The following is a 17,303-nucleotide window of genomic DNA, read 5'->3' as shown; positions in this document are numbered from 1 at the left end:
GATGAAGCATAAAAAATCAGGTAATGATTTCCGATATAGGAGTGGAGGCCTACGTGATGTTGAATTAGTGCTTTCTCTGAATTTTAAGATGCAATGAGGTGCAGGTATGATTAAGCTGAATACAGTTGAGATAATCGAAATTATAAAGAAGCAAATACCCAAGGTCATGAAAATCACGCCAGTGGAATTGAAATTTACGGATGACTTTGGACGGACTTCCCTGGCAGCGACGGATCACAAATTTACGCTGACGAACCAGCATTATTCAGCCAAGGTGATGGATTGTGTGCTGGAAACGCAGGTGCGTCCCATTTTAATGTGCGAGATTATTTATTTTCTGAAATGCGAGTTTATCGACGGGCATGTTGATGTACGGCTGGATTACGATATATGCACGGAGGGTGGCCGCGGACCAACCGCTTCAGCGGTCATTACGTTCGATCATGCTACGCAGCTTGGAATCGAAGAACTGGCCGATCTGATAGATCTGGCGCTTCACATGAATGATAGAGCCTGGTTTGAAGAGCTTTCCAGCCAATATGTCAAAACAAAAGCAGAAGCGTTTATCAGATAACTTGCTTTTTTTAGAAGTCGGTGCTAATATACGTAACAAGTTTAATGCTAATTCAATTGAATAAAGCAAGATCCTTCGGGGCGGGGCGCAATTCCCCACCGGCGGTGATGACGTGTCTGTAAATCGCTTCTGCGATGAACAGCGCGGCTTAGTCCGTGACCCGGATGCTGAGCGATCAGCAGAAGGTGGACCTGGTGCAATTCCGGGACCGACAGTATAGTCTGGATGGGAGAAGGATACGAAGCGCATGTGCATGACATGACATGTGCCGATATTTAGCATACGTAATGGTACGTACGGCTTATTTCGTTGCAGGTAGCAAACGGAAGATTGCTTGTTCTACAAGCTTTCGTTTTCGCACGCGCTCTGAGCGTATTTGGTTGTATGGTCAGTCATGCTTTCTATTGGCAAACTTATCATTCATGTGGTCTCAGGATGTATATGGACTGCGCTTGTATACTGCAAATTTGACTCTCATCACCCCCCATGACGGATATTATCCGGACTGGGGGGTTTTTGCGCTTACGCCTGATGAATTAGGGATAAACTGAACTTTAGATGGGAAGGAGTGAAGGCATGTTTACCGGATTGGTCGAGGAAGTGGGACGCATTCAGCAGATTTCCAGAAGCGGAGAAGCGATGGTGCTGGGCATTGCGGGTTCTGTGGTATTGGGCGATTTGAAAATAGGAGACAGTGTTTCCGTGAATGGTGTTTGTCTGACCGCAACACAGGTGGGTACTAAGGATTTTAAGGTTGATGTGATGCCTGAAACCTTCCGCAGCAGCAATCTGAAAGAGTTGAACTCCGGTAGCCGGGTCAATCTGGAACGGGCTATGGCGGCGAACAACAGGTTTGGAGGGCATATCGTGCAAGGACATGTGGATGGAACGGGCACAATTCGTCGGGTGACATCAGACCAGAATGCGGTTGTGTACGAAGTTGCACCTACAGATCAGGCAATATTCAAATATATTCTTCTCAAAGGCTCGATTACACTCGACGGCATCAGCTTGACGGTTGCCCAGCGCACAAGAGATACCTTTGCCGTATCTATCATCCCCCATACCTTATCTGAGACGGCCTTGCAGGCCAAACGTGAGGGAGACACCGTCAATATTGAGTGCGACATTTTAGGTAAATATGTGGAGCAGCTTTTGAATTACGGAAGATCAGCGGCGACGGAGGAAACGGAGAAAGCTCCTATGAGTCTGGATTATTTGGCGAAACACGGCTTTGCCTGATCCACAAGAAATAAGGAGGAAAGCGTAATGGAAAGCGGAAGCAGTGAGAGCCATTTAAATATAGTGGCTGACGTAGTGGAATATGGTGTGTTGGAGGAGGAAGTGGAAATTCGTCTGGATTCCATTGAAGAAGCGCTGGAGGATCTGAAAAACGGTAAAGTCGTGATCGTGGTGGATGATGAGCAACGGGAAAACGAAGGCGATTTTATCGCTCTGGCTGAAAAAGCGTCCCCCGAGGTCATTAATTTCATGATTACCGAAGGCCGCGGGTTGGTCTGCGTACCGATTACAGGGCAGAGAGCCGAGGCACTGGAATTGCAGCCGATGGTGGAGCAAAATACAGATTTCCACGGTACAGCCTTTACGGTGTCGGTAGATCATAGAGAGACGACAACGGGGATTTCAGCAGCCGAGCGTTCTTTGACCGTGCGTGCGCTGACCGACGAGAAAGCCACAGGGCTCGATTTTCGCAAGCCTGGTCACATGTTTCCGCTGATTGCCCGCGATGGGGGTGTTTTGCAGCGTGCGGGTCATACTGAGGCGGCTGTCGATCTGGCCCGACTCTGCGGCTCCAAACCCGCCGGGGTCATTTGCGAAATTATAAAGGAAGATGGGTCTATGGCCAGGGTGCAAGATTTGGCAGTGATCGCCAAGCGTCATCATTTGAAGCTGATCAGTATTCAGGATTTGATTGATTATCGTCGTCGTATGTCATTGTAAATAATTTAAAAAAGAGAGGTTGATTGATATGGCACGTTTTCTGGAAGGTAATCTCGTATCGGATGGTTTGAAGTATGGTATTGTGGTGGGCAGATTTAATGAGTTTATTACAAGCAAGCTGTTAAGCGGTGCAATCGACGCGCTTCAACGGCATGGAGTGAAGGAAGATGAGATTGATGTAGCCTGGGTGCCAGGTGCTTTTGAAATTTCACTGATTGCTCAAAAAATGGCTGCAAGCGGTAAATACGATGCCGTTATTACGCTGGGTACGGTGATCCGTGGTTCTACCTCGCATTATGATATCGTCTGCAATGAAGTGGCCAAGGGTGTGGCGGCAAGCAGTCTGAAAACAGGTGTGCCTGTTATTTTCGGTGTAGTGACGACGGAAAACATTGAGCAGGCTATTGAGCGTGCAGGTACGAAGGCTGGTAATAAAGGCTGGGATTCTGCACTGGCTGCGATTGAGATGGCGAATCTGGGCAAGCAGTTTTAATTTTGCGAATACCTGAATAGAACGACATAACTATAGCTGGAAAAAGGGATTGGATTGTTAAGCAAGGCGATGACGTATATACTACAGAAAGAGGGATTGATAAAGTCGAGCATAAGTGCTAACGGGGAAAGGTATTGTTGAATGATGATTGGAGTAAGGCAGGGGGAAGCACATTGACAGTCGTAAATTACAAGCTGGAAACATTCGAGGGTCCGCTGGACCTGCTGTTGCATCTGATTGATAAGGCCGAGATCGATATTCAGGATATCCCGATTAGTGATATTACCGATCAGTATATGGCTTTTTTGCACAGTATGCAGGAGCTGGAGCTGGACATTACGAGCGAGTTTCTGGTGATGGCGGCGACGCTCTTATCCATTAAGAGTAAATTGCTGCTTCCCAAGCCACCTGTAATGGAATATGATGATTTGGATTTTTATGAAGAAGAGGATTATGATCCACGGGATGAACTGGTTCGCAAGCTGGTGGAGTATCGTAAATATAAAGGGATTGCCCGCCATCTGAGTGAGCGTGAATGGGAACGAAGTCTGATCTATGGCAAGGAGCCGGAGGATTTGAGCGCATACCTGCCCACCGAACCCGCCATTCCGGTGCATGGGCTGCATGCAAGCGATTTGGTCGCGGCTTTTCAGCGTGCGCTGCGCAAAGCAGAACGACGTACGACGGTAACCCGTATTCACCGGGATGAGATTTCGGTCAAGGATCGTATTCGGCAGGTCATCGGGGCGTTGGAGATGGTAGGAGCGGGGGGACGACTTTTGTTCTCCAAGCTGATGCATGAGGATATGTATCGGCATGAAGTGGTAGTCACCTTTTTGGCTATCCTCGAACTGATGAAAATGAAGCAGATTTTCTGCTATCAGGAGAAGCTTTTCGATGATATTGTAATGGAGTGGAGAGGGGATTTACGGGTTAATGGATTATCTGAAGCTGAAATCAATTATTGAGGGACTGCTGTTTCTCGCGGGAGAGGAAGGGTTGTCCGCCAAGCAGATCGCCGACATTGTAGAGCAGCAGCAAGAGCTGGTTGAAAAGGGTCTGGAGGATATGAAGCAGGACATGGAGCAGGGAGGAAGAGGTCTGCAAATTGTCCGTATCGCCGGGCACTATCAGCTTGCAACCTTATCCGAACATGCACCTTATTTTGAAAAGCTCGCCTACTCTCCGGCACGTGCCTCGCTGTCGCAAGCGGCCTTGGAGACACTTGCCATTGTGGCCTACCGCCAGCCCATTACAAGAGTTGAAATCGAAGATATTCGCGGTGTCAAATCTGAGCGGGCCATACATACTCTGGTCAACAAGGAGCTCATTGAGGAAAAAGGGCGGGCTGAGGCTATCGGACGGCCGATTTTGTACGGTACGACGAAGTCATTTCTGGATTATTTTGGTCTGGGCTCTTTGGCGGATTTGCCGCAGCCTGAGCTGTTTGAGGACTCGGATAATTTGGAGGAAGAGACACAATTGTTGTTCGAACGTTTGGAGAGTAATCACCCGGATATGAACGATACAGAATCTTGATGCCTGACAGGAGCCTGTTTTACAGGTTTCTCTTCATTGTTAAAGGTTCGAAATTTAGAAAACAGCCAGTCCTTGCGTAATGGGGCTGGCTGTTTAGCGTTTCAGGATGCATGTTTTCCGGGTGAAGGGTCATACTATTTTTGCCATGGTATATCTATGTAGAAAAAAAAGGAAGGGAGGACTCGCCAGTGTGGAAATGGATCGGTATCGCCATCCTCGTCGTCTTGTTACTTGTGCTGGCTGTTCTGCTCTCCCGTATCCGATTGAAGCTGGATATTGCCAAGCATGATAATGATGACCGGGCGCATCTGGAGATCAGATTTCTGTACGGGTGGATTAAAATAAATTATGACATTCCGGCTATTTTGCTGGCAAGTTTGCAGAAAGGGCTACTCTATCGACTCGATCGCAACAAAAACATACATAAAACCGATGCTTCTATTGACAGCGGCACCATCGATAAAGAGAAAATCAAGCGATTTATATACGATGTTCGGATTCTGCTGAAAGGAACGCGTTCCTTTCAGCGATGGATACGTCATACGCTATCCCATGTGAAAATGTCGAAAATGGAATGGTCCACCAATATCAGTCTTGCTGACGCTGCTTATACGGCTACCTCTACCGGTATTCTCTGGGGACTGAAAACGTCACTGATCGGTTTTGCCTCCAGCTTTGTGCGTATGAACTGCACGCCCAAGCTGTTTGTTGTGCCCTATTGGGTGGATCGTCTGCGTTTTACTACCACTTTGACCTGTGAGGCAAGTATTTCACTAGGTTATGTGGTTTATTCGATGCTCATATTGGCCTACCGCATATGGCGCGTACCGGGCGGTCCAGAGGCGTGGAAGCGCGTATTCTCCAAGAAACCAGTAAAGCATGAGGAATAATGAGCCATACATATTTCCTTGAACCCCTGCGCACACTAGCGAAAGAAAAGGCAGTCTACGCTTGAACAAAGCAGAGGAGGAATAATCATGTCAGATCACCCGATTCAAGGGCTCATGCAAACCGCGATGGAGAACATCAAAGCCATGGTGGATGTGAATACGATTGTGGGAGACGCGGTAGAAACACCCGATGGTTCCGTTATTTTGCCAATCAGTAAGGTAGGATTTGGTTTCGCAGCCGGGGGAAGTGATTTTAACGTAGATGAAGAGGCGCTTCATACTTCCTCGGCGTCGGGTAATCATAGCGGGAAGGAAGGACATCCTTTTGGTGGCGGTAGCGGTGGTGGTGTATCTATTCAACCGATTGCTTTTCTGGTTGTCGGCAAACAGGGGGCACAAATCGTTCCATTGGACAATCAAACGCATCTGATTGAGAAACTCATCGACTCCACACCATACCTGATTGATAAGGTTCAGTCTATCTTCCGGAATGCAGGCGGCGACTTGCATACTTCACCCTCAAAGGTACCTGTAGATGTCACTACTGATCACAGTCACTCTGGCCCGGCTTATTTGTAACTGTTATTGAATAGGATTATTTGCACAGGAGGGTATTCCAAAGTCAGCTATTGGCTAAGGAACACCCTCTTTTTTACATACACCCAGCCATAATAATTTTATGCACGAATATACTGTCTTCCACCGATGCTCGCATGTATACGAGGAGTGTGCACGTCTGTAGGGCTCGGCTCAAGTTCTTCTTGCCGGTTTCCCCCAGAGGCAAACTGTGACAGATAGACAAAATCGGGGTAGATCACTTCATTTGTCAAATAAGCAGAAGTGGTGAACCCCGGTCGCCGATAACGATTGAGGGAGTCGATGATGCCTTCCGCTGTGTGGATGCCAATCCCGTGACCATAAAACGAGTTTTCCCTTAGCTTGACAACGTTTTCTCCTTTCCACTCCGGCGTTTTGGGTGATACATCGGGATTGTTAAAATACAGAATATCACCAGGAACGGCCTTGTGAATCCCCTGCTCCTGTATGAGTCTGAGATCACTGTCATAGTGCCAATCATACAGCAGCATATCGGCAAAAATTCGGTTAAATTCACTTTCCAGAATGGAATCCAGCACTCCTTTGTAGAGCACAATGACCATAGCTGTCGCACACTCAAAGGCATATTTATGTCCATTTACAAAAATATCTCTGATCCCCTGCGCTGGTGTAACACCTGCTTTAATCTGAAATCCGCCTTTCTCCGTCAACTCCCAAAATTGCGCGTTGCTGCGTGCGGTATCAAAGGTGGCAAAGGATACACCGCTTCGATTCAAGGCTTCCGCTGCCTCGACAATTCGGCTTCTTAAGATCGTTTCAAACTGTTGCGGCTGCATGTAGTACCTCCATTCATTCATCATGTTTAGTAACTATTATATATATGTAAGCAGGAGTGCAAGTTGCCTGGTTTGCTTCAAAAAGTAAGCTAAAAAGAGGGACGATACACCATATCCCTAGAGGGATTTTCTGCTATAAAGGTGGACATACTTTGAACAGCTTGGACATAGAATGGTACAAGACTTGCTCAAAACCGGAGGAATCCAAATGTTCAAAAGAAAGCCAAAAATCTACGCGGGATACGGCAAGCTTTTGCCCAAGATACGCGCATTTGTTTTGCTGCTGGCACTGCTGCTCGTCCTGACATTGCCGCTCACAATGCTGAGTCCGCAGGCTGCTTGGGGAGCAGTGAAGAAGGAGGAAGTCCCACCAGCTTTGACTACACATGCTCAGGCTTCCTCTCTTATTGATGTCACATCAGGAAGAATCATATATTCCGCCGAGGGTGACCGGGAGCTTCGCATCGCCAGTCTAACCAAAATCATGACCGCGATCGTAGCCATTGAACATGGACGCTTGCAGGACCGGGTAAAGGTGAGTCCGACGGCTTATGCCAAAGAGGGGTCCTCGCTTTTTCTCCAAAAGGGTGAACAAATGACACTGGAAAATATGTTGTACGGCTTGATGCTTCGTTCCGGTAACGATGCGGCTTCCGCCATTGCGGAGCATGTGGGAGGGACGGAAGAAGGATTTGTTCATTTGATGAATGAGAAGGCGGTTCAGCTTGGACTAAGCCATTCTCACTTTGCTAATCCGCACGGACTGGATGCCGAGGGACACTATTCCTCTGCCAATGATATGGCCCGGCTTACCGCTTATGCACTGCATAATCCAACCTTTGCTCGCATTGTGAAAACGGAGTTAAAAAAAGCACCCAATCCGAATGAATCTTGGGATTATTCATGGCATAACAAGAACAAGATGCTGAGGCTCTATGAGGGAGCTGATGGTGTGAAAACGGGTTTTACGAAAAAAGCGTTTCGCTGTCTGGTCAGCTCAGCCACACGGGACGGTCGCCAGCTTGCTGCTGTTACCTTGAATGACGGAGACGATTGGAATGACCATGCCCGCATGCTTGACTATGGTTTCCGATACTATCCGCTCATTCCGATTACGGACAATCAACAGCCGATTGATGGTTACCCGCTGCTTACAGGCGCAAGCTTTGCCTATCCATTGCATGATGGGGAGAAGGTGCAGCTGCACAAAAGACTGGTCCTGTATAAAAAGTCCAAGTCTAACAGAGCCGACGCATCCTTCGGTTTGCGGGGACGTGTCGAGTTCCTGCTGGAAGGTAAGCTTATTGGCTCCGTTCCTGTGTATGAAAAAGGCAGTAAGCTGCCCGCCCGGAGCACAGTACAGCCACAACAGGAAATTCCGACGGCACAAGCTCCTGCAACTGGCGGCAACCAAGAGCGCACATGGGCGAGCGGATGGAACGATATTTTAAGAAATCTGTTCAGAGCATAGGGATTACGTCACATTCATTGGTGAAAGGGAGGGATCGGTCTTGATTCATCTCATATGGGTGGCCCTGATTTGTATTGGATTTGTGTTTGCCGCCGCACAGGGAAATATTGAAGTGGTGACCAAGGCGGCATTTGACGGGGCGGCTACGGGTGTCACGGTATGCTTTGGGCTGATTAGTGTGCTTGTGTTCTGGATGGGCATGATGAAGCTGGCGGAAGATGGGGGGCTTTTGCAGAAAATATCCAAACTGCTCGCCCCACTAGTTGCTTTTCTGTTTCCTGATGTGCCGCGTAATCATCCGGCTATGGGGTATATCTTGTCCAATATGAGCGCTAATCTGCTTGGCTTGGGAAATGCAGCGACCCCCATGGGCATCAAGGCGATGCAAGAGCTGCAATCACTCAATCCCGACAAGCAAACCGCTACGCCCGCTATGTGTACGCTGCTCGCGTTGAACACGGCCAGCATTACGCTTATTCCGACCACCCTGATTGCGATTCGGCTCAATTATCATTCCGCCAATCCGACCGAAATCGTAGGCACGACGCTGGTGGCGACTGCGATAGCCACCTTTGCCGCGATTGCGGCGGATCGCTGGTACCGTAGCCGGGAGCTGCGTCGCCCTCCAGCCAGTCCACCTTCTACATCATCATTGCCTCCACAGAAAACACAGGCACCACAGGGCATACCGTTTACTGCGTCCTCTCCGGCTACGCCGCCCGTTTCTTCACCTGCCGTTCCGCGATCAGGAATGACGGCTGCCAAGGGCAGAAACACCACTTGGAAAGGATGAGGGAGGCATGCTTTATTTCATTAATCTCGTATCGACTTGGGCCATTCCGGTTATTCTTGCCTTTATTCCTTTATATGCATATGCCAAAAAGGTGCCAGTCTACGATTCCTTTGTGGATGGAGCCAAAGAAGGCTTCTCCACGGCCATCAGTATCATTCCTCACCTCGTAGGCATGATGGTGGCTATCAGCATTTTTCGAGCGTCCGGCGCTCTGGATTACCTGATATCCTGGGTAACGCCCTGGATCAAAAGCTGGGGCGTACCCGGTGAGGTACTGCCATTAGGACTGTTGCGCCCGTTGACGGGCACCGGCTCGCTTGCGTTTACGACGGATCTGATCCGCACGTATGGCCCGGATTCCATGATCGGTCGTATTGCCTCCACGATTCAGGGCAGCACAGATACGACACTCTATGTGCTGACTGTATATTTTGGCGCGGTAGGTATTCGAAATGGACGTTATGCCTTGAAGGTGGGGCTGTTTTCAGACGTGGTCGGTTTTGTGGCAGCCATTGCGATTTGCCTGCTTGTATTTTGATTCCTGCATTGATTTGTGAACGGGGCTTGTGATTTTGTTCATGGATGGGTATCATTAGCATGAGGTGAATTAGCGAACATGGAAAGATTGCAGAAAATATTGGCTCAGGCTGGCGTAGCTTCCCGACGTAAATGTGAGGAGCTTATTCAGGCGGGCAGCGTGGAAGTGAACGGGGTTACCGTAACAGAGCTGGGAACGAAGGCAGACCCTGATCAGGATATAATTACGGTAAAGGGCAGACCGATCAAAACCGAAAAAAAAATCTACTTAATGATGAACAAGCCTAAAGGCGTAATTACGAGTGCTTCCGATCCGGAAGGCCGTAAAATCGTGTCTGACTATCTGAAAGGCGTTAAGGAACGCGTATATCCGGTAGGTCGTCTTGATTACGATACTGAAGGGCTGTTGTTGCTCACTAATGACGGCGAATTCGCCAATCTGCTCACCCATCCGAAGCATCATGTGCCCAAGACGTATGTGGCGACAGTCAAAGGCGTTCCACACGGAACCGAGCTGGACAAGCTGAAAAAAGGGATCGTGCTGGAGGATGGCATTACCGCACCCGCTGAGGTAGAATACAAGGATGTGGACCCGAACGGCAAGGAGTCTGTGATCCAGATTACCATTTATGAAGGCAGAAACCGTCAGGTCAGACGGATGTTTGAGGCCATTTCCCATCCGGTCATCAAGCTTAAACGGATTGCCTTCGGTGATCTTTTACTGCAAAACCTGAAGCGTGGTCTGACGAGACCCCTTACCAAAGACGAAATCAACCGTCTCATTCAACTTGCACAGTCAGACAACACGAAAAAGAAACGGACAGGACGGGGGTCATAACCCCGGCCTTTTTGGTGTAAAGAGAGCTGAATGAACAGAGCAAGGTTTGACCGGACACGGGAAAATAGTAAAATAGAGAGAATGCTTTTTTTAGCGAAGGGGCTGGGAATATGTCAGAACATAGCAACCGCATATTAATTGTAGATGATGAAGAACGCATTCGCCGCCTTCTGCGGATGTACCTGGAAAAAGAAGGATATGAAATTGATGAAGCTGAGGATGGCGAAATTGCACTTCAAAAAGCGACTGCAAGCGATTACAGTATTATTCTGCTCGATGTGATGTTACCGGGGATGGATGGAATTGAAGTTTGCACACGTCTCCGTCAGACCAAAGCTACACCTGTGATCATGCTGACTGCCAAAGGCGAGGAAGTGAACCGCGTACAGGGCTTTGAAGTCGGGGCTGATGATTATGTGGTCAAGCCCTTTAGCCCGCGTGAGGTGATTTATCGGGTGAAGGCGATTTTGCGCCGTTCGTCGGAAACTGCTTTTTTGACCAAGGAGACGGTGCCGAGCAACAGCATTGTTTTTCCGAATCTTATTATTGAGCATGATGCTCACCGCGTAAGCGCAGGTGGGATCGAAATCAGTCTCACTCCTAAAGAGTACGAGCTGCTCCATTATTTGGCTGTATCGCCGGACAAGGTATTTTCGCGCGAAGAGCTGCTGAAAGATGTATGGAATTATGAATTTTTTGGTGATCTACGCACGGTGGATACGCATGTCAAACGGCTTCGTGAAAAGCTGAACAAAGTATCGCCGGAGGCAGCCGCTATGATTACGACGGTTTGGGGCGTCGGCTACAAGCTGGAGGTTCCAAAATAACGTGAGCTTCTGGAGATCGCTGGTAGGCAAGCTATGGATCACCATCATTTGTCTTGTAGGCTCTGTGCTTATTTTTCTGGGACTTTTTTTGTTGCCGTACATCAACAGGAATTTCGCGGCTTATGAATCAACGGAGATCAAACATTTGTTCACCTATACATGCATTGTCGGATTTTTACTGACGACTTTTTTTGCTCTGTTTCTTTTTACTAAAATTACGCAGCCTATGCAGCTGTTGATTCAGGCGGCGAATGCGATCCGTGAGGGAAGGTATGATACGCGGCTTTCGCTGGTAACGAGTGACGAGATTGGCGAACTGGCGAAAACTTTCAATCATATGTCTACGGAGCTGGAGGCGACGATCCGCAGTCTGAATGAGGAGAAGAATCATCTGTCCAGCGTGCTGAGAAGCATGTCTGATGCTGTTATGACCTTCGACAGAAGCGGACAAATCATTTTGACGAATCCACCTGCGCAAAGTCTGCTGGATAGATGGAAAAATATGGAGTGGCAAGAGCACGACCAGGAGGAATGTGGAGTGTTTGTACCCGGGCCATTGCTGCCGTTGTTCCATACCGTTATGGACGGGGGAGAGGACGGCGGAGACTATATTCATGTAAGACAGGGCTCCTGGTCGGTGCAGATGGCACCGTTGTACACAGATAATGTAATTCGTGGCGCTGTGGCTGTGCTCAGAGACATCACGGAGGAAGTCAAGCTGGAGAAGATGCGGAGCGATTTTGTAGCCAATGTATCCCATGAAATCCGTACACCGCTTTCCATGATGCAGGGCTACAGCGAGGCCTTGCTCGATGGAATGGCTGGCTCACCGGAAGAATCCGAGGAACTGGTACGCGTCATCCATGATGAATCGTTGCGTATGGGAAGGCTGGTCAAGGATCTGCTTGATCTGGCTCGAATGGAGGCAGGTCATACAGACATACATCGTCAGGAAGTAGATGTGAATGAACTGATCGAGCGTGTTCATCGTAAATTTACGGTGCGCTCAAAGGAACAGGGGCTGACGCTCGATTATCATGAGCAAGGCCAGCATTTACTGCTGCCCGAAGCAGATGAAGACCGATTGGAACAGGTACTGACCAATTTGCTGGATAATGCGTTCAGGCATACGCCCGGTGGAAAAAGTGTTACCATTAGTGCCGATCGGATTTTGGGGGAACGGCATGAGCTGATCCGCATTCGGATTAAGGATGAAGGTGTGGGCATTGCCAGTGAGGATCTGCCTTATATTTTTGACCGCTTTTACAAGGCAGACAAGGCCAGAGTGCGAGGCGTGGACAAAGGAACCGGGCTGGGGCTTGCGATTGTCAAAAATATTGTGGAGGCTCACGGAGGCTCTGTCACTGCTGCCAGCGTATTGGGAGAAGGGACAGAGTTCACTATTTTGCTGCCGATCTCCAAAAAACAAAGTCGGGCTTTGCAACAGGGCTTATAAGCCAACAGCAAAATATACCCCGGTTCGCAGGCATCCTCGGAAGAGGGTGCTTTTTGTTGAAAAATCAACATTTATCTTGTTCAACGTGGAACATTCAGCTTCTCAGAACAGGTAGGTCTAATGCTGGTCACGGATACGGGTCGTGGATATATAAAAAAAGACGCCCGGTTCGCCGGACGCCTCTCTGATTAGGCAAAGCTTGTTAACATTATTCAGCACTGCTGACAGCTTAATCGAGTACCACTTCTTGAGCGGTATTCAGTTCCGGCAAGCCAACCAGTTGGACCAGCACGTCTTTAGGAACGGCTTTATCAACAGTCAGAATCATGATGGCTTCACCGCCAACAATTTTACGTCCTACCTGCATGGAAGCGATATTCACGCCGTTCTCCCCGAGCAGAGTGCCGACACGGCCAATAATGCCGGGTTTGTCATTGTGGGAGATGAGCAGGAAATGCGCTTCTGGTGCCACGTCCACTGGGAACTGGTTCAACCGGACGATACGTTCGCCATAGCCTGCGAGCAGGGTACCCGCTACACGTTGCTCCTCGCCGCTTTGCGTTTTGAGCGTGACGGTAATCAGGTTGGTAAAGCCCTTGGTAGCCGGAGCCTGTGACACGACAAGATGGATGTCACGTGTTTTGGCAAGGTGAACCGAGTTTACGATGTTAACATCGCTACCCAGATGGCGACTGAGCACACCTTTCAAAATATAACGTGTCAGCGGCTGTGTATCTACAGAAGACAGATCACCTGCGTAATCCACCTGGATTTCACGTACAGCCTGATTTGTCACTTGAGCGGCAAAGCTACCCAGCTTCTCGCCAAGCGAGAAATACGGCTGCAATTGCGTCATCACGTTGGATGGTACCGGAGGCATGTTGACCGCATTTTTGAACGGCTCATCACGCAAAATGTGCAACACCTGCTCGGATACGTCGATCGCTACATTCTCCTGAGCCTCTACTGTGGATGCACCTAGATGCGGTGTAACGATAATTTTCGGATGGCTCAGGAAAGGGTGATCCTGTGCTGGTGGCTCCGATTCGAATACGTCAAAGGCTGCGCCGGCAACGATGCCTTCATCAATGGCTTCAACGAGAGCCATTTCATCGACAACGCCGCCGCGGGCACAGTTGATGATACGCATCCCTTTTTTCATCACTTCAAACTGCGGACGGGCAATCATATGCTTCGTTTCCGGTGTTAACGGTGTGTGTACTGTCATGAAATCCGCGTTGCGGATAATTTCGTCCACACTTGCCAGCTTGATGCCCAGCTTCTCAGCGCGCTCTTCCGTCAGAAACGGATCATAGCCGAGAATGCTCATGCCGAAGGCTTTGGCACGTTTGGCTACCTCGCTGCCGATGCGTCCCATACCGAGTACGCCAAGCGTCTTGTTACGCAGCTCAACACCGAGGAACGTTTTACGATCCCATGTACCGCCGATGGTTTTAGCATACGCCTGTGGAATATGACGCGCCAGAGCCATCATCATGGCAAAAGTATGCTCACATGTCGTAATTGTGTTGCCGTCAGGGGCGTTAATGACGATAATTCCGCGTTGTGTTGCTGCTTCCAGGTCGATGTTATCCACTCCGACACCGGCACGTCCGACAACCTTGAGGTTCTTACCTGCTGTCATGATACGTTCGATTACCCGGGTTTGGCTACGAACGAGCAGTGCATCATAGTCACCAATAATTTGAACCAATTCGTCCTCGCTAAGACCTGTGTTCTTGTCCACCGTGACATCGTCTGCATCCATCAGTTGCTGGATGCCCAGGTCACTGATCGGATCGGATACTAACACTTTAAACATTTTGGTTTCCTCCTCAAAGTTAACTTCTTTTATGGACAGGATGTACTTCAAACTAAAATACATTCCATAAAGAACGTGAAAAAACTTGAAATGCTTCTGAAAGAACAGAAGATTGCGGATAACACTAACGTGATAACGCATTGACGCAGAAAAGGAATAAAATAGCATTATGCACCAACTGACGGTTAAAAAGGTCATATGCAGAACCGCTTGGCGGTTTCCGGGCATCAAAAAAACTCCCGAATCACATACTATCTCCATAGTAAGGGACGAGAGTTTATCGTGGTACCACCCTAATTCGCAGCCGTTTCGCAACGGACTGCCTTCAGCGGTCATAAATATGACCGAAAGGATAACGGTTTTCTGCCGATTGCATCTAATGCCGAGATATGATCCCAAGGCTTCGGTGCAATAACTCAGGAGCGCTGAAAGTAGCTACTTCGCCACCGGCTTCCACCCAAGCACCGGCTCTCTGAGGACGAAATCAATACCTTTTCTCCATCATTGTTGTTGTCGCTAATAATTTTTTCATAATGTATCATGGCTTACATGGACATGTCAATAGGACATGTGACAGGTGTGGACACCAGGCTAGATAAATAGCTACAGAATGCAGAATAATAAGTTTTAAGCCTTCTTGAATCCGTTCGACTTTTTGGCTATGATGCTTAAGAAGACTATGCAGAGGACTAACTAACTATGAAAAAGCTTAAAGTGAAATGGAAAAGAGCGCAAATTCATGAATTGAATGACCGCTTGCTGCTTTACAATTTGTATCTAACCCAGGGGCTGACCCTGTTGGTCGGCGCCATCTGGATTATTTTTCAGAAAAGAAATGTGCTGGAACTGTTTGCGTGGCCGAACAGTTTACATGTTTTATGGTGGGGGTTGGGACTGGCTGCGGCTATGCTGCTGGTGGACCTGCTCCTGTCGCGGGTGATGCCCGAGGATGCTATGGATGACGGGGGCATTAACCAGATGCTGTTCCAAAACCGCCCGATCTGGCATATTGTATGTATAGCAGCCATCGTTTCCATTTGTGAAGAACTATTGTTCAGAGGGGCGATTCAGTACAGCTTTGGGCCTTACTGGACAAGTATCTTGTTTGCGGTCATTCATATCCGGTATTTGCGGCATTGGATTCCGACAGGCTGGGTTTTTCTGAGCAGTTACGGTTTGGGCTACATATACGTGCAGACCGGTAGCCTGTGGGCGCCGATCATTTGTCATTTTGTGATCGACCTCATATCCGGTTTAGCGCTACGTTTTCGGAGGTATGAAGCATGAATCAGGAACTTAGCAGAGTGCAGACTTACGGCAGCCGCCGAAATGGACGCAAGAGCAAGGAAGAAAACAGTCCAAAACCGGTTCGCTCCCGTGCTTCACGGCCCGCACCGGAATTAGTTCAAGTTGCTGCTGCACCGGAAGTTGCTGTGACCATGGAGGATGATGCTCCTGTCAGCGAGTACCGGACACGGGCAGAAATGTTTCCGTCCCGCCGTATCCGGGTGAGCAAGTGGTTTTTGAATTTTTTGAGTACACTTTTTGTGCTCATTACAGCAGCATTGCTGTGGTGGGGCATCAAAGGGGCACCGCCCATTAGTGAAATGCTCTGGTAATGATAAGCCAGTGTGATCGCTTGTGCTTACGCCAAAAGAGCCTCCTTACCCGTATGTGACTTGCGGGAAATGGAGGCTCTTTTAGCAATCGTTCAGGATCGAGAATAGAAGTACCAAACACAAGGGGCTGTTAGCTGGCAGGGACCTCAATGCTTTGCGGATCGACAAATTGGTAACCCTTTTGCTCCAGACGAGTCAACAGACTATCCAGCGCTTCTGCGGTCCAAGGTAGCTCATGCATCAAAATATTGCTGCCCAGATGTAATTGTTCTGTCACATTTTTGAGAAGTGCATCGGTTTTATTCGGCTGACTCTTTTTCATCGTCCAATCAAGCGAACCGACGGACCATGTCATGTACAAAAGTCCGTTTTCTTTGGCAACTTTGCGGCCGACATGCCCACCTGCGCCATGAGGAGGACGGAAGAACACCGGCGTTTGACCCGTTGTATCCTTAACAATTTTTTGCACCGATTCAATTTGTTTCTTCACTTCGGCCTCGGATTTGTTCTTTAGCACGATGTGATCCCAGCTATGGTTGCCAATGGGCTGCCCACGGTCATGAATGAGTTTGAGTAGTTCAGGGTGCTCCTTCACACGGTAACCGTTTACGAAGAAAATGGCTTTCGCCTTGTGCTTGTCCAGTATGTCAATGATTTTGTTGATCATGATCGCTTCCTTGGGACCGTCGTCAAAGGTCAGCAAAACAACCTTTTTCTCAGCCCCTTGCTGGTTAGGGACCACGTTGTAAGCATTGTCCAAATGGTATGTTTTGTTAACGTTAGCCGTAGCCGTTGAATTTGTAGCCTCGTTGCTATCGGCGACGGTCTTGCCAGTTTGCGGTGATGTTTGGACCGTTGAGTTGTTACCGTGATTACTGCCTGCTTGCTCACTGTTGTTGGTTGGAGAAGAAGCTACGCCCTGCCCTTTGTCTGTGTTGTCACTGGTTTCAGACGTTGCCGGGGTCTGGTTATTGCTTGTGGCTGCCGATTCCGGCTTGGCCGCAGTGCAAGCACTTAGCAGCAGACATGCGGTCAACAAAATGGCTGCTGTTTTTGTACCCATTAATTCATCTCACCTTCCTGTATTT

19 protein-coding genes, 1 riboswitch and 1 other annotated feature are annotated in these 17,303 nt (G+C 48.7%); of the genes, 16 read left to right on the top strand and 3 right to left on the bottom strand.

Annotated features, from left to right (window positions below; translation table 11 throughout):
• Nucleotides 1–106: 106 nt before the first annotated feature.
• From AC0WRU_RS14175 to ytfJ, 8 genes are all read left to right on the top strand, one after another.
• Nucleotides 107–574, top strand: a complete 468-nt coding sequence (locus tag AC0WRU_RS14175) for an IDEAL domain-containing protein (protein WP_476125257.1) — start codon at nt 107–109, stop codon at nt 572–574.
• A 67-nt stretch (nt 575–641) separates the two neighbouring features.
• Nucleotides 642–815: riboswitch (FMN riboswitch) on the top strand.
• 335 nt (nt 816–1,150) lie between these two features.
• Nucleotides 1,151–1,816 carry a riboflavin synthase gene (gene ribE / locus AC0WRU_RS14170; protein ID WP_476125256.1) on the top strand — a complete coding sequence of 222 codons (666 nt, stop codon included), beginning with the start codon at nt 1,151–1,153 and terminating at the stop codon, nt 1,814–1,816.
• Nucleotides 1,817–1,843: 27 nt separating this feature from the next.
• A complete protein-coding gene (gene ribB / locus AC0WRU_RS14165; RefSeq protein WP_476125255.1) occupies nt 1,844–2,536 on the top strand; it encodes a 3,4-dihydroxy-2-butanone-4-phosphate synthase in 693 nt (230 codons plus the stop codon).
• Nucleotides 2,537–2,564: 28 nt separating this feature from the next.
• Entirely contained in the window at nt 2,565–3,029 is a 465-nt protein-coding gene (gene ribH / locus AC0WRU_RS14160) for a 6,7-dimethyl-8-ribityllumazine synthase (RefSeq protein ID WP_025685828.1), read from the top strand.
• A gap of 173 nt (nt 3,030–3,202) precedes the next feature.
• A complete protein-coding gene (locus tag AC0WRU_RS14155) occupies nt 3,203–3,997 on the top strand; it encodes a segregation and condensation protein A (RefSeq protein ID WP_476125254.1) in 795 nt (264 codons plus the stop codon).
• Nucleotides 3,966–4,568, top strand: a complete 603-nt coding sequence (gene scpB / locus AC0WRU_RS14150) for an SMC-Scp complex subunit ScpB (protein WP_025685826.1) — start codon at nt 3,966–3,968, stop codon at nt 4,566–4,568. The genes AC0WRU_RS14155 and scpB overlap by 32 nt, the downstream gene beginning before the upstream one ends.
• Before the next feature lie 188 nt (nt 4,569–4,756).
• Nucleotides 4,757–5,458: a DUF2953 domain-containing protein gene (locus tag AC0WRU_RS14145; protein WP_476125253.1), complete on the top strand. Its 702-nt coding sequence runs from the start codon at nt 4,757–4,759 to the stop codon at nt 5,456–5,458.
• Between the two features lie 87 nt (nt 5,459–5,545).
• Complete coding sequence (gene ytfJ / locus AC0WRU_RS14140; RefSeq protein WP_476125252.1) at nt 5,546–6,037, top strand: GerW family sporulation protein; 492 nt, start codon at nt 5,546–5,548, stop codon at nt 6,035–6,037.
• A gap of 98 nt (nt 6,038–6,135) precedes the next feature.
• Here the strand turns inward: ytfJ and AC0WRU_RS14135 are convergent, their stop codons facing one another.
• Nucleotides 6,136–6,852 (bottom strand): protein-glutamine gamma-glutamyltransferase, encoded by a 717-nt coding sequence (locus AC0WRU_RS14135; RefSeq protein ID WP_476125251.1) that lies wholly within the window; start codon nt 6,850–6,852, stop codon nt 6,136–6,138.
• A 208-nt stretch (nt 6,853–7,060) separates the two neighbouring features.
• On the opposite strand from AC0WRU_RS14135, the gene AC0WRU_RS14130 reads away from it, so the two are divergent.
• The 6 genes from AC0WRU_RS14130 to AC0WRU_RS14105 all read left to right on the top strand — a co-directional run bounded on the left by AC0WRU_RS14130 (nt 7,061) and on the right by AC0WRU_RS14105 (nt 12,774).
• Nucleotides 7,061–8,323, top strand: a complete 1,263-nt coding sequence (locus tag AC0WRU_RS14130; RefSeq protein WP_476125250.1) for a D-alanyl-D-alanine carboxypeptidase family protein — start codon at nt 7,061–7,063, stop codon at nt 8,321–8,323.
• Between the two features lie 40 nt (nt 8,324–8,363).
• A complete protein-coding gene (locus AC0WRU_RS14125) occupies nt 8,364–9,116 on the top strand; it encodes a nucleoside recognition domain-containing protein (RefSeq protein ID WP_476125249.1) in 753 nt (250 codons plus the stop codon).
• A 7-nt stretch (nt 9,117–9,123) separates the two neighbouring features.
• Nucleotides 9,124–9,654: a spore maturation protein gene (locus AC0WRU_RS14120; protein WP_476125247.1), complete on the top strand. Its 531-nt coding sequence runs from the start codon at nt 9,124–9,126 to the stop codon at nt 9,652–9,654.
• Between the two features lie 78 nt (nt 9,655–9,732).
• The gene (locus tag AC0WRU_RS14115) at nt 9,733–10,491 is read left to right on the top strand and encodes a pseudouridine synthase (RefSeq protein ID WP_025685819.1); all 759 of its coding nucleotides are present in this window, start codon (nt 9,733–9,735) and stop codon (nt 10,489–10,491) included.
• 110 nt (nt 10,492–10,601) lie between these two features.
• A complete protein-coding gene (locus tag AC0WRU_RS14110; RefSeq protein WP_025685818.1) occupies nt 10,602–11,318 on the top strand; it encodes a response regulator transcription factor in 717 nt (238 codons plus the stop codon).
• Between the two features lies 1 nt (nt 11,319).
• The gene (locus tag AC0WRU_RS14105) at nt 11,320–12,774 is read left to right on the top strand and encodes an ATP-binding protein (protein ID WP_476125244.1); all 1,455 of its coding nucleotides are present in this window, start codon (nt 11,320–11,322) and stop codon (nt 12,772–12,774) included.
• 229 nt (nt 12,775–13,003) lie between these two features.
• Here the strand turns inward: AC0WRU_RS14105 and serA are convergent, their stop codons facing one another.
• Nucleotides 13,004–14,596 (bottom strand): phosphoglycerate dehydrogenase, encoded by a 1,593-nt coding sequence (gene serA, locus AC0WRU_RS14100; RefSeq protein ID WP_476125242.1) that lies wholly within the window; start codon nt 14,594–14,596, stop codon nt 13,004–13,006.
• A gap of 262 nt (nt 14,597–14,858) precedes the next feature.
• Nucleotides 14,859–15,110: a binding site (T-box leader), on the bottom strand.
• 185 nt (nt 15,111–15,295) lie between these two features.
• On the opposite strand from serA, the gene AC0WRU_RS14095 reads away from it, so the two are divergent.
• Nucleotides 15,296–15,883: a type II CAAX endopeptidase family protein gene (locus tag AC0WRU_RS14095; RefSeq protein ID WP_025685815.1), complete on the top strand. Its 588-nt coding sequence runs from the start codon at nt 15,296–15,298 to the stop codon at nt 15,881–15,883.
• Nucleotides 15,880–16,215 (top strand): hypothetical protein, encoded by a 336-nt coding sequence (locus AC0WRU_RS14090; protein ID WP_476125240.1) that lies wholly within the window; start codon nt 15,880–15,882, stop codon nt 16,213–16,215. Before AC0WRU_RS14095 ends, AC0WRU_RS14090 begins: the two co-directional genes overlap by 4 nt.
• A 130-nt stretch (nt 16,216–16,345) precedes the next feature.
• Here the strand turns inward: AC0WRU_RS14090 and AC0WRU_RS14085 are convergent, their stop codons facing one another.
• A complete protein-coding gene (locus tag AC0WRU_RS14085) occupies nt 16,346–17,278 on the bottom strand; it encodes a polysaccharide deacetylase family protein (protein ID WP_476125238.1) in 933 nt (310 codons plus the stop codon).
• Nucleotides 17,279–17,303: the final 25 nt, after the last annotated feature.

Source organism: Paenibacillus sp. 1-8 (genome assembly GCF_056316205.1).
This window is presented reverse-complemented; position numbering and strand designations above follow the sequence as displayed.

Coding starts and splice junctions, on each gene's coding strand:
- AC0WRU_RS14175 (WP_476125257.1), top strand. CDS start 107: ATGATTAAGCTGAATACAGTTGAGATAATCGAAATTATAAAGAAGCAA.
- ribE (WP_476125256.1), top strand. CDS start 1,151: ATGTTTACCGGATTGGTCGAGGAAGTGGGACGCATTCAGCAGATTTCC.
- ribB (WP_476125255.1), top strand. CDS start 1,844: ATGGAAAGCGGAAGCAGTGAGAGCCATTTAAATATAGTGGCTGACGTA.
- ribH (WP_025685828.1), top strand. CDS start 2,565: ATGGCACGTTTTCTGGAAGGTAATCTCGTATCGGATGGTTTGAAGTAT.
- scpB (WP_025685826.1), top strand. CDS start 3,966: ATGGATTATCTGAAGCTGAAATCAATTATTGAGGGACTGCTGTTTCTC.
- ytfJ (WP_476125252.1), top strand. CDS start 5,546: ATGTCAGATCACCCGATTCAAGGGCTCATGCAAACCGCGATGGAGAAC.
- AC0WRU_RS14135 (WP_476125251.1), bottom strand. CDS start 6,852: ATGCAGCCGCAACAGTTTGAAACGATCTTAAGAAGCCGAATTGTCGAG.
- AC0WRU_RS14130 (WP_476125250.1), top strand. CDS start 7,061: ATGTTCAAAAGAAAGCCAAAAATCTACGCGGGATACGGCAAGCTTTTG.
- AC0WRU_RS14120 (WP_476125247.1), top strand. CDS start 9,124: ATGCTTTATTTCATTAATCTCGTATCGACTTGGGCCATTCCGGTTATT.
- AC0WRU_RS14115 (WP_025685819.1), top strand. CDS start 9,733: ATGGAAAGATTGCAGAAAATATTGGCTCAGGCTGGCGTAGCTTCCCGA.
- AC0WRU_RS14110 (WP_025685818.1), top strand. CDS start 10,602: ATGTCAGAACATAGCAACCGCATATTAATTGTAGATGATGAAGAACGC.
- serA (WP_476125242.1), bottom strand. CDS start 14,596: ATGTTTAAAGTGTTAGTATCCGATCCGATCAGTGACCTGGGCATCCAG.
- AC0WRU_RS14095 (WP_025685815.1), top strand. CDS start 15,296: ATGAAAAAGCTTAAAGTGAAATGGAAAAGAGCGCAAATTCATGAATTG.
- AC0WRU_RS14090 (WP_476125240.1), top strand. CDS start 15,880: ATGAATCAGGAACTTAGCAGAGTGCAGACTTACGGCAGCCGCCGAAAT.
- AC0WRU_RS14085 (WP_476125238.1), bottom strand. CDS start 17,278: ATGGGTACAAAAACAGCAGCCATTTTGTTGACCGCATGTCTGCTGCTA.